Origin of the sequence: Kitasatospora sp. NPDC047058 (assembly GCF_040643935.1) — a bacterium.
GTDB lineage: Bacteria > Actinomycetota > Actinomycetes > Streptomycetales > Streptomycetaceae > Kitasatospora.
In genome coordinates this window covers 1-10483 of sequence record NZ_JBEYVJ010000258.1, presented here as the reverse complement: position 1 = coordinate 10483, position 10483 = coordinate 1, and the positions used below count along the sequence as shown (strand labels likewise).

General features: G+C 71.4%; 13 protein-coding genes. 5 read left to right on the top strand and 8 right to left on the bottom strand.

Going from position 1 to position 10483, the window contains the following annotated elements; translation table 11 throughout:
• Positions 1-429: GPP34 family phosphoprotein (locus tag ABZ885_RS28630; RefSeq protein ID WP_360194599.1), on the bottom strand; the 429-nt coding region annotated here is incomplete at its 3' end.
• Between the two features lie 194 nt (positions 430-623).
• On the opposite strand from ABZ885_RS28630, the gene ABZ885_RS28625 reads away from it, so the two are divergent.
• Positions 624-944: a hypothetical protein gene (locus tag ABZ885_RS28625; protein ID WP_360194605.1), complete on the top strand. Its 321-nt coding sequence runs from the start codon at positions 624-626 to the stop codon at positions 942-944.
• A gap of 122 nt (positions 945-1066) precedes the next feature.
• Here the strand turns inward: ABZ885_RS28625 and ABZ885_RS28620 are convergent, their stop codons facing one another.
• The 3 genes from ABZ885_RS28620 to ABZ885_RS28610 form a co-directional block, all read right to left on the bottom strand.
• A complete protein-coding gene (locus tag ABZ885_RS28620) occupies positions 1067-1516 on the bottom strand; it encodes a hypothetical protein (protein WP_360194596.1) in 450 nt (149 codons plus the stop codon).
• A 43-nt stretch (positions 1517-1559) separates the two neighbouring features.
• A complete protein-coding gene (locus ABZ885_RS28615) occupies positions 1560-1868 on the bottom strand; it encodes a hypothetical protein (protein WP_360194602.1) in 309 nt (102 codons plus the stop codon).
• 175 nt (positions 1869-2043) lie between these two features.
• Positions 2044-2730, bottom strand: coding sequence for a hypothetical protein (locus ABZ885_RS28610; protein WP_360194593.1), 687 nt, complete (start codon positions 2728-2730; stop codon positions 2044-2046).
• A 617-nt stretch (positions 2731-3347) separates the two neighbouring features.
• On the opposite strand from ABZ885_RS28610, the gene ABZ885_RS28605 reads away from it, so the two are divergent.
• Positions 3348-3830 (top strand): hypothetical protein, encoded by a 483-nt coding sequence (locus tag ABZ885_RS28605; RefSeq protein ID WP_360194590.1) that lies wholly within the window; start codon positions 3348-3350, stop codon positions 3828-3830.
• A gap of 132 nt (positions 3831-3962) precedes the next feature.
• On the opposite strand, the gene ABZ885_RS28600 is transcribed toward ABZ885_RS28605, so the two are convergent.
• Entirely contained in the window at positions 3963-4517 is a 555-nt protein-coding gene (locus ABZ885_RS28600; RefSeq protein WP_360194587.1) for a hypothetical protein, read from the bottom strand.
• Positions 4518-4558: 41 nt separating this feature from the next.
• Positions 4559-4681 (bottom strand): hypothetical protein, encoded by a 123-nt coding sequence (locus tag ABZ885_RS28595; protein ID WP_360194584.1) that lies wholly within the window; start codon positions 4679-4681, stop codon positions 4559-4561.
• A 565-nt stretch (positions 4682-5246) separates the two neighbouring features.
• Between ABZ885_RS28595 and ABZ885_RS28590 the strand changes: the two genes are divergently transcribed.
• On the top strand, positions 5247-5651 hold the full coding sequence (locus tag ABZ885_RS28590; protein ID WP_360194581.1) for a hypothetical protein: 405 nt from the start codon (positions 5247-5249) through the stop codon (positions 5649-5651).
• A 107-nt stretch (positions 5652-5758) separates the two neighbouring features.
• Here ABZ885_RS28590 and ABZ885_RS28585 read toward each other — a convergent pair whose 3' ends face one another.
• Positions 5759-6418 carry a hypothetical protein gene (locus ABZ885_RS28585; RefSeq protein WP_360194578.1) on the bottom strand — a complete coding sequence of 220 codons (660 nt, stop codon included), beginning with the start codon at positions 6416-6418 and terminating at the stop codon, positions 5759-5761.
• Positions 6419-7362: 944 nt separating this feature from the next.
• Between ABZ885_RS28585 and ABZ885_RS28580 the strand changes: the two genes are divergently transcribed.
• Positions 7363-8310, top strand: a complete 948-nt coding sequence (locus tag ABZ885_RS28580) for a DUF389 domain-containing protein (protein WP_360194575.1) — start codon at positions 7363-7365, stop codon at positions 8308-8310.
• 189 nt (positions 8311-8499) lie between these two features.
• Here ABZ885_RS28580 and ABZ885_RS28575 read toward each other — a convergent pair whose 3' ends face one another.
• On the bottom strand, positions 8500-9006 hold the full coding sequence (locus ABZ885_RS28575) for a GNAT family N-acetyltransferase (protein ID WP_360194572.1): 507 nt from the start codon (positions 9004-9006) through the stop codon (positions 8500-8502).
• A gap of 113 nt (positions 9007-9119) precedes the next feature.
• On the opposite strand from ABZ885_RS28575, the gene ABZ885_RS28570 reads away from it, so the two are divergent.
• A partial coding sequence (locus ABZ885_RS28570) for a CYTH and CHAD domain-containing protein (protein WP_360194569.1) occupies positions 9120-10483 on the top strand: 1364 nt, incomplete at its 3' end.

Genomic DNA, 10483 nt, shown 5'->3' with positions numbered 1-10483 from the left:
GACAGCCGCCAGCCGGGCGCGCAGCTCGCGCTCGACGGCGCCGTCCGCCTCCGGGTAGCGGCGTACCGGGAACAGGCCGAGCACCCGGTGGCGTTCCTCGGTGACGATGCCCCGCTCGCACAGGCTCGCCAGGGTCGCCTCGACGCTCTTGCCCTGGTCCTTGCGCAGCCAGGCCGCCACCGTCGCGGACTTGACGGTCCCGACCCACGCGCCGAGCCGCTCCAGCGAGCCGTCGACGAGCGCGACACCGGTCGGCGAGGGATCGGTCACCTCCAGCCGGCCGTCGTCCACCCCGAGGCGTCCGGCGAGTGCCAGTTCCAGCAGGAGCGCGCTGGTGACGGTCCATCCGGCCGTCCACCGGTCCCTCGCCTGGCCGCTGTCGTCGTCGAGCGACAGCAGCATGATCTCCTCGCCCAGCGTGACGGGCATGTCCCACTCCTTCATGATCAAGAAACGCCTGCATCCGGACGGGACGCTTCCGCCACCGGAAAGGTTCCCGGGAGCAGGCAGCACCGTGACGGGCCGGCCGAGCCCAGCGGCTGCTGTCAGTGCCCGGACAACCCCCTTCGAGACCTTCGGCGTCTGACTCGATGACAGAGGACCGCAACCACCCGGGAGAGCACATGGCGGGCAAGGACGAGACGACGGACGCGGCGAGGGAGAAGGACCGCGAGAGGTGGCTGGCGCGCTTCCAGATACGGCTGGCCGTCCAGCCGGCCGTGGACCGGGCCGTCATGCTCCAGGCGGTCAAGGACGTCACGGTTCACTGCGCGGATACGGGCGAGCACCCGCGGACCGCCTTCGGCGACCCCGACGCCTACGCCGTGCAGATCGCCGCGCGACTGGTGCCGGCGGACCGGGCGGTGCACGCGAGGCGGCGCAACGCCGTGGCGGACGCGCTCGACTCCGTCCTCAGGGCGGCCGGGGGTGCCACCGGCCTGTGACGGGCGGAAGGTGCGCCGGCCTCCTCGACAAGCGCGGCCCAGCGTGCGGCGTCCTCGGGGCGTAGTCCGCTCACGTGGTCAAACACGATTGCTTCCTTCCCAGGCTGAGCCGGTGGTTGCTCTCAGGTCGCAGGGGAGCTGACTGCGGCGCTCAGGACCTTTACGGCCTCATCGTATTGATGGCGGTCGAAATGGAACGGACCGAAGCCCGAGTAGTCGCGCGTTGTGCGGTAGGGCTGTTCGAAGGAGTCCCAGGTCACGTGGCCAGAGGTCACTGTGATGCCGGCCATCAGCGGCCAACATCCCCACTCGCCGCATTCACAGCCGAGCACGGGCGTCTTCGGCCCCATGGCTCCGGTGGATCGTCCGTGGAAATGGTCTTCCATCGGGCCGAACCGAAAGAACTGCGGGATGAGTCCACCGTAGGCGTCGCCGGCCGGCTGCATCCCGGCGTCCGTCTCGAACTGGTCGATCAAGTCGGTGAGTGGTATTCGGTCGATACACGGGACGACTTCGAGCACGCCGCGTTCGGCGTGGCGTCGGCAGTCGAAGTGGATCTCCTGGCTGGTCATCTCTCTACGTCCTCGAAGTCGGGCCAGGTCGGCCGTGGTCTGATCAAGCCCGTGATCGGCTCGCAGGGCAGCCCGTCGGGGCCAAGTAGGGTGATGCACACGGCCCCGGGTCCACCGGACAGTCCTCCGGGGACATCAGCCGCTCACACCGACGACAGAGCAGGTCGGCTCGCGCGCCGGCCACGTTGAGGCGCCTCGCCGCATCCACCGCGGCGTCGAACCATGTCCGATCCACCAACGCCGTCGGGGCGACTTCGAGCAGCTGCTTGCTTCGCCACGCGCTCAGCCCGGTCACCGACCGAACCGCCAGCACAAGGTCGAGCCCCTTGCCCCCGCTTGAGGTCAACCGCACGTCGAACTCCGGATCTTCCACACTCCCCCCATCGGATGCAGCCGGATCCCCTGGCGGACAGATCGCCACCACGGCGCATCGGATCAGCTTGCCCGGATCCGCCCTCGGGCATCAACTCCAATAGTTCAGGGAAGCAGGTTTGGCTCGTGGGTGCAGGTGGTGCCGTCGGGCTCGCCTACACCAGGTCGCCGATGACCGGGTGATCCGTGGAAACGGGGCAGGTGAAGATGCGCATGGTTTCCCGTCCTCCGATGACCACGTCGGTCGGCTCCTGGCGCTGACGCCGGTCGCTTGGGCCTCCTTCGAGGAAACCGGCAGGAGCCCAGCTTTCCGTTCCGCCGTCCCACTCGTCGCTGGCGATCGAGGCCACGAAGCGCATTCCGGTACCGCACGTGCTGCACCGCACCGGGCCGAAGTAGCCCTGGTAGTTCCAGGGTTCATGGCCGCCGAGCTTCCAGCCCGGGGCCGTCGAGAGGTCCCAGGAATAGCGGGGTTCGTACTCCTCGGGGTCGTCGGGGTCACCGAAGGTCGCCGTCTCCCACTCCTCGACTCCGGCTTCGAACTCCTCACCCAGGGCACCCGGATGCGGATACTCGGTCACCGGCTCCGGCCGCAGCAGGCACGGGGTCGGCAGATAGCCGGACTCGCCGATGGCCACCGGCTCCGGCGGCGTCAGGAACCGCTCTCCCAGGTCACCGGTGCGGCGGTATCGGACGTGGACCCACGGTCCGGCGATTCCGTTGTACGGCACCGTCGGACCGTCGTAGACGTGCTGGAACGGACACCACAGGATCTGGAGGAGGTCCGTGCCCTCCGGGAAGCCGTCGTACCAGGGCACGTCATGCGCGTACACCTGCAGCACGGGCAGCAGGGGCCACGACGCGTCCGCGGGTATCGCGTCCCAGCCGATCTCACCGTGGAAGGCGAACCTGGCCGACCGCTCACCCCTGACGTTGGCAGGGCGGTGGAGCTGCCCGTGCCTCGAATGACTGCCGCCCGGGCAGGTCGGCCATGCCTCGTCCTCCGGCCAGGCCAGCGGTCCTCCCACGGAGCTGTCACGCGGGCCCGGATTCGCCGGCGCGGGGTGCAGCCGGACCGCCATCCTCGCATGGGCGGCGAGCTCGGGGAAGACCGAAGTGACATCCCACGGCCGCGGCGGAGTAACGGCGCCTTTCATCGCCGCCCCCGACGGTTTGCCATGGAGCCGGCACGGCCGGCAGGAAGACCATCGGACGGCCACGGCGCCTGGACCGGACAAGCAGGCTTTTCCTTGATCACACACGTCATCGTACGGAGATCCGTTCTCCCCCGACAGGGGGCTGCGGCTTCAGGGCTACGGCGACGGACCCCCTTCCACGCGCCCGCGCGAGGCCCGTTGTCGCCGCCCTCCGGTGTTCTGTGGCCGGCCGGCGCCGTCCTGGAGCCGGCCGTGCCCGGTTAGCATCCGGCATGGCCACGCACTGGAAGAACAGTCCTGAGATGTTCGCGCTGATCCTTCGACGTCATGGACTTGACCCGGACGCAGTCGACGACGTTGCGCGGGCCTGGTCGGCCTTCCAGGAGTTCGTCCAGGAGCGGATCGACGGCATCGTGCCCGCAGAGGACGACGGCGACGGGTTCATCGTGCAGTGGGGGCGCTGGAGTTGGAACGACGACCGCCCCGCACTGGTCTTCACCCGGCAGTTCGCGGTGCACGACGAGCGTGACCAGGATGGCGGGTTCTCGCAGCCACAGCGCTGGAACGTGGAGCTCGAACTGTTCTTCGGCGATGCTCCGGCCTGGGCCGACCTGGGCGATATGGCCTGGCGCGACAGCATGGGCTTCGACTTCGATCCCATCGGACGGGAACGGGCTGAAGCGCTGTCCCGGATTGCCACGTTCGTCGAAACGCTTCCGCAGGTCAGCGCGATGTGGCGGGCGGTCCCGGTGGGTAGCGCCCTCGGGCTGGACCGCACGGACTGACCCGTCGGCAAGCCCCCGGCTCCTGGAGTCCGGGGTGGAGGCGTTCCCCTTCGCCTGCGGCCTGGTCGAGGAGTGATCACGCCGGGCAGGACGGCCTGACAGCCCTCCGGGGCCGCCGTCGCGCCGTGCCCGCTACTCCACCCAGTGCCAGTCACCCTGGTACCGCCACAGCGGCTCGTCGGGACTGGCCGGTGCGACCTCGTCCGCGTACGCGTACGTACCCTCGACGACGGCGAGCAGGAAGGCCGCGAATCCGCCGTCGAATCGGTCCCACTCCTCCAGGCTCCGATAGAACGCGACCACCGGCCAGGCGTCCGGGTCCTCGCCCTCGGTCAGCCAGAAGAACTGGTCGGCGTTGAGATTGGAACCCCAGGAGAGCAATCCCCCGGGTTCCGGGTAGACGGGGTACGGACAGTCCGAGTCGGCAGCAAGCTCGGCGGCGATCCCGTCCGTCGTCAGCCGCACGAACCCGGGGAAGCCGACAGTCGGCCCACTGTCGTAGGAACGCAGGGTCGGCACCGGCACAGACAGCTCGCCGTTGATCCGCACGCACCCGTACCGATCCACGAACTCCCGATAGTCGGCCGGGAAGGCGAACCCGACCTCCGCGGGAGAACGCTCCCACGGCGTAGCCGCCGGTCGTCGCGAAGGCTCACCGAAGATCCGGGCCAGCCTGCCGAGCTCCATGGACAAATCCAATCCGCGCACGCATCACATCGAACGCCCGCTCAGGGGAACGGCGACTGCCACAACGCGGGATTCACGGCCCGGTCGACGAGCTCCTCGGCATCAGCGAACTCCCCGTCAGGACACCGCGGGAAGTCGGTCAGGCCGGCGTCGAAACGGTTCATCTCGCCGCATCGTATCGCCACACCACGCGAGCATCTCCCCGAGGTCCTGGTTGACCTCGGACAGACCGTCCCTCCATTGCGAGGATGCTCTCCGGAACTGCAATGCAGGCCTTGCCGGTCGGGGAGACAACGAAGCCGCGCAAGGGTCGGCGGAGCCGACGGGACGGTCTGATGAGGAGCAAGGTGTGGGAAGTCCGTTGAAGACGATGGTTGGGGCCCCGGAGTCAGGCATGATCGCCTGACTCGATCCACTGATCGGTTCCGCCAGGCGCGGTGCGGAAATCGCTTTCGGCCCGGCCGGCTCGGCGGGCACACTGGCGCGGGCGTCAGCAGTCAGGGGGTAGCCATGCCGTCGAAGAGAGCCCGGCAGAAGCGTCGGAAGCGCCGGGACTGGACCCGGCCCGGTGCGCGACCGGTTGGCCGGCCGGCGTCCGCGCCGCGGCCGCGGGGCGGGTTCTTCCTGCTGATCGCCGTGGTCATGATCGGACTGGGGGTTGTCGTCGGCGTGTTCGCGACGCGGGACCTGGCCGTCGTGTCAGGGCGGACCGGCAGTCCGGTGCTCCGGATGACCGTCGACAGCTGCCGGTACGACCACCAGGGGCGGGGCCAAACCACCGTGTGCGAGGGCCACGGCGATCCGGCGGGCAGCGGCATGACGGCCGGACGGTGGGAGATCCCCAGTGCGGACCACTTCTACGACGCCGGCGCGGTCGTGTCCGTGCGGTGTTCCGGGGCCGACGACTGCGTGGAACCCGGTGTCCACGCGATCGCGAACGACGCCGTCGGGATCCTCCTCGGCGTGGGGTTCACCGCCGGCGGGGTGCTGTGCGCCTTCGCCGGACTCGCCGAGCGGCTGCCCTCGGAGCGTCTGGACCCGTTCAGCACCCGCCGCAGGAAGCTCGCGGTCTTCGGCTTCGGGGCACTCGGCGTGCTCATGGCCTCCCTGACCGCGGTCTGGGCCGTCACCTGACACCCACGGCCACGCCACTCCGCGCCCCGGCCCCGGAACCGGCGAGCCGGGACAACGACCACCGTCGAGCGGCGGTGACGGCTGGCTGGACGCGCCCGGTGCATCGCTCAGGAGGTCGGGGTGCACGTGTGGTCGCCGAGTTCGCCGATCACGAACGGGGCCTCCGACGTCGTGCCGTCATGGCTCAGCGACAACCCGATGCTGCCCTTCGTGTAGCTCGCGAACCGCACGGCGTACAGCGTCCTGGCCCCACTCGCGACGGTCCCGACCCGGCGGACGGCCACGGGTGTGCTGCCGCAGGTGGCGGAGGTCACCTCCTGGTGGTCTGCGCTGAAGACCCGTACCCAGCCGTCGGTGAAGAGGGTGAAGTGCGCTTGAACCCCTCTGATCGACGCGACCGGCGGGTCCAGGGGGTTGCTGTGGCAGATCCGCTCCCGGACCGTGGTGCTGGTGACCGTGGCCGAACAGAGCCGCTGGTCGGGGGTCTCCCAAGCGTAGGCCGCACCGTCCGGCCACGCCTCGACCAACATCAATCCCTGCGGACCGGGGACGTTGGCCGCCTCCTGCTCCAACGATTCGGTCAGGATGGTACGGGTCCGGTCGAACGCCCCGGTCAGGTCCGGAGGCAGGGGCGACGGCGCCACGGTCGGGGCGGAGGCGCGGGGAACGGCCGGCACCGCGGGGTTCCCGTCTCCACCCGAGCAGCCCGCCGAGCCCGTGACCAGGAGCGCCGCCGCCCCGAAGACAGTACGAAGTCCGTGTCGCATGAATGTTCCTCCCCCGTGGAACGCCCTGGGATCAGGGCACGATCAGGCCGGTTGGCCGGTAAGTACGGAAGGCTCCGCGGGGCCGGCGTACTCGCCCTCGATGGCCGGGCCCGGGCTCGACCGAACCGGCGCCGCCCTCACGACGTTCTCCTGCCGGTACCGCTCGCGCAGCACAGTGATCTCCGTCGTCTCCTCGCAGCGCGGGCAGCGCTGGAAGCCCTCCCCGCCTCCCCCGTCGGCCGGCGCCGTTGCGAACAACAGCTCATCCGTCACACGGGCACCCTACGGCCTCCCTCCAGGGCGGCTCGACCCTATTGCTCAAGTCGGGCCGCCGAACTGCGCGATCCACGGGCGGCGTTCACGGAACCGACGCCAGGGCCGGTCGGGCTGCTGGAACGGCGCGGGCTCACTGCGCGCGGGAGCGTGATCGGGCGTTCAGGTGAGGTTCGGCCGCGTCACGATTGGAAGGGCTCCCGGTGGCGAAGGGTAAGTGACCAGTGGCCGCGTCCGGGCGGCCGGGCACGAGGGTGGGGCGGGATGCCGAAGGCCGTACGACGGGATGACGGCCCGTCATGAGCACGTATCACCCGCGCAGCAGCACGCGGCACGGCGGCCGCAGAGCCTTCCTCACGAGGGCGGCCGAAGCCGTTGCCCCGGCGGCGGGGTGGGCGGGGCCTGCCGTCCCGGCCGTTGCCTCCGCCCTCCGGCCGTCACCGGCCGCTCCTGTCCCGTTGGACGTGCTCGCCGAGAACGCCCTCTCCTGAAGGCCGTGCGGCGGCCCTGGGCGGAGCGACGAGCCGTGGCCCGGGGGGTGGCGAGGTCCGGTGCACGGACGCGGCGGCGGGACGGTGCCGGTCGCCGTTCGGCAAGGACCCGGATGTTCGCCGCAACGGGCGGGGCGGAACGCATGGCGCGGCACGGTGCCGCAGGAAGCGGAGGTTGTGGTGGATCTGGTTCACCTGCGCCTGGTCAGTCCGCCCGAGCTCTCGGACGAGTTGGTCGACCTGCTCACGGCGAACCGCCAGGTCCTCAACGTGGTCCGGTACCCGGCGACGGTGCTGAACCCGGCGGGCGACGCACTGGAGTGCGACGTGACCAGGGGCGCGGCGAACGAGGTCCTGCGCGTCCTGCGCGAACTCGAGGTCGACCGCGACGGCTCGATCGCGGTGGACGACGCGGGCACGGTGTTCTCCGGTCGCGCGAGGCGGCTCGAGGCGGAGGAACGGCCTGCGCTGTTGCACGCGCCGCTGTGGTCGGCCGTCGAGGCGCGCATCCAGGAGCAGGGCGCCTACCTGCCCAGCTTCTACCTGCTGCTGGTGATCGCCGGGCTCATCGGTTCCGTCGGGATCCTGACGAACTCGCAGATCCTGATCGTGGCCGCCATGGTGGTGGGCCCCGAGTACGGTGCGATCACCAGCGTCGCCCTGGGGCTGGACCAGCGGAACTGGCGTCGGGTCCGTCAGGGCCTGCTCGCCCTGACGCTCGGTTTCCTGCTGGCCATCGTGGTGACGCTGGCGTTCTCGCTGCTGGTCCGCGGGTTCCACCTGCAACCGCGGGCCTTCGACCTCGGGCTCCGCCCGGTGTCCAACCTGATCAACACCCCGAACTTCTTCTCCGTCGTCGTCGCCGTGCTCGCAGGTGTCGTCGGCATCGTCTCCATCACCGAGGCGCGGGGGAACGCGCTGCTTGGTGTCTTCATCTCGGTGACGACGATCCCGGCCGCCTCGGACATCGCGGTCTCCGCCGCCTTCGGCAGCTGGCACGAGGCGTGGGGTTCACTGCTGCAGCTGCTGATGAACGTGGTGGTCCTGGTCGTGGTCGGCCTGGCGGTGCTGCGTGCCGTACGCCGTATCTGGCTCCGCGCCGAGCGGGTCCACCGCCCTGGCCCCTGACAACCGCCGGCCCAGGCCGGGACGGCCGGATGTCGCCCTCCGGGAGGACGACTCCCCCGGGACGGGATCCGCCAGGTGATGAGCGCGTCGCTGCCGGCGACCGCGGCGGGGTGCCGGGGCGCCTCCGCTGCGGCGCCGGCCGGGGTCCTTGCGGCCGCCGTCAGCCTGTTCGCCCGCGGGGGGCCGCCGTCACACGGGGCGGTGCATGACCAGGCGGGGCCATCGGTCCAGGCCGTGGGCGGCTTCGCGCGCACGGATGTCCTGAAGGCCGGGGCCGAGCAGGGTGTCGTCGAGCGGGCGGAAGCCGCAGCGGGCGTAGTAGGGGGCGTTCCAGGGCACGTCGGCGAACGTGGTGAGGGTCACGGCCGGAATGCCGTGAGCCGCCGCCCGTTCGACCAGGTGGTCCAGGAGCGACCGTCCGATGCCGCGGCGTGCGCTGTCCGGGTGCACCGACACCTGTTCGACGTGCAGGTTCCCGTCGACGTGGTCGGCGATGAGGTAGGCCACCGGGGCTCCGGATTCGTCGACGGCCACCCATGCCAGCCCCGCCCGCTGGTACCGGGCGAGTTCGTCGAGCGGGAGCGGCTCATCGTCCGCGATCTCGGGCATGCCGATGCCGCGGAAGCACCGCCCCGCCGCTCGTTCGATGTCCTGGAGCAGGGAAAGGTCCTCGGTGAGGACTTCTCGAATACGCATGATCCGATTGTCCAGGCCGGTGCCGCGACCGGGAGACCGTCCGGGGCTTCCTCACGCAACGCCGCGACGCGACGCCGTGCATGAGTGCGGCCGTCCCGGGCAGGCGCCGGGGCATGGGTACACAGCACACGGAGACGGAGCGGAAGTACGAGGGGGCCGTGCTTCCGCAGCAGCTGGACCAGGTGCCGGGCGTCGCGGCCGCGCAGCGCGCCGAGCCCGAGGACCTCGACGCCGTCTACTACGACACGTCGGATCTGCGTCTCCTGCGCCGGCGCATCACCCTGCGCCGGCGCACCGGCGGGGGCGACGCGGGCTGGCACCTCAAGCTTCCGCGCTCCGACGACGTGCGTGAGGAGGTCCGGCTGCCGCTGGGGACCGGCGGCCCCGACGGCGTCCCGACCGGGCTCTCGCAGCTCGTCACGGCCTACACCCGCGGTGCCGCGCTCGTCCCGGTGGCGCACCTGCGCACCCACCGCGGCGTGCTGCTGCTGCGCGACGACCGGGGCAGCACGCTCGCGCAGATCGCCGAGGACCGGGTCGTGGCCCAGGTCCTCGACGCGGACCGGACCGGGACCGTGCCCTCGGACGCCCGGCCCCCGGATCCGGACGGCACCGGCCCGCCGGGCGGGACCAGTACCGAGGTCTGCGGGTGGACCGAGTTCGAGGTCGAGCTGGACGAGGGCACACCAAGGCTCCTGGACCGCATCGAGGCGGTGTTCGCCGACGCGGGGCTGGCCCGCTCGCCGTGGCCGTCGAAGCTCTCCCGGGTCCTCGGCGGGCCGCGCGCCTCCGGGGCCCGGCCGGACGTGCCGGCACCCGCACCGGCCGCCGGGTCGGCCGGGGCCCTCGTCATGGCCGGTTTCCGGGCCCAGGTCGAGGCGCTCCTCGACCTCGATGCGGCGGTGCGCCGCGGCGAGGAGGACTCCGTGCACCGCATGCGGGTCACCGCACGCCGGCTGCGGAGCCAGCTCAAGGCCCACCGGGCGCTCTTCCGACGCGACCGCGCCGAGCCGCTGGCCACCGAGTTGCGCTGGCTCGGGCGGCTGCTCGGCCGGGCCAGGGACCAGGAGGTCCTCGGCGAGCTCCTGGTGGGCCGGCTGGACGCCGTGCCCGCCCGGCTGCGCCGGGACGCCCTGCGCGGGCGTCTCACCGAGCGCTACGCCGGCGGCTACCGCAGTGCCTGGCAGCAGGCCGTCGCCGAACTCGACGGCACCCGCTACTTCGCCCTGCTGGAACGGCTCGACGCCTTCGCCGCCGCCCCGCCCCTGCGCCGGCGGGCCGACCGCAAGGCCCGTCCGTACCTGTCCGGCGTCCTGCGGCACGAGCAGCGCCGGACCCTCAAGCGTCTCGACCACGCGCTGCACACCGAGCCGGGCCCGCACCGCGACCAGGCCCTGCACCGCGCCCGCAAGGCCGCCAAACGCGCCCGCTACACGGCGGACCATGCGCAGCCGCACCTCCCGCGGCGCGCGGCGAA

Excerpts from the sequence above, each read along its gene's own strand:
- ABZ885_RS28595 (WP_360194584.1), bottom strand. The coding sequence starts at position 4,681 with ATGAACCGTTTCGACGCCGGCCTGACCGACTTCCCGCGGTGTCCTGAC.
- ABZ885_RS28585 (WP_360194578.1), bottom strand. The coding sequence starts at position 6,418 with ATGCGACACGGACTTCGTACTGTCTTCGGGGCGGCGGCGCTCCTGGTC.
- ABZ885_RS28575 (WP_360194572.1), bottom strand. The coding sequence starts at position 9,006 with ATGCGTATTCGAGAAGTCCTCACCGAGGACCTTTCCCTGCTCCAGGAC.
- ABZ885_RS28600 (WP_360194587.1), bottom strand. The coding sequence starts at position 4,517 with ATGGAGCTCGGCAGGCTGGCCCGGATCTTCGGTGAGCCTTCGCGACGA.
- ABZ885_RS28590 (WP_360194581.1), top strand. The coding sequence starts at position 5,247 with ATGACCGTCGACAGCTGCCGGTACGACCACCAGGGGCGGGGCCAAACC.
- ABZ885_RS28605 (WP_360194590.1), top strand. The coding sequence starts at position 3,348 with ATGTTCGCGCTGATCCTTCGACGTCATGGACTTGACCCGGACGCAGTC.
- ABZ885_RS28625 (WP_360194605.1), top strand. The coding sequence starts at position 624 with ATGGCGGGCAAGGACGAGACGACGGACGCGGCGAGGGAGAAGGACCGC.
- ABZ885_RS28620 (WP_360194596.1), bottom strand. The coding sequence starts at position 1,516 with ATGACCAGCCAGGAGATCCACTTCGACTGCCGACGCCACGCCGAACGC.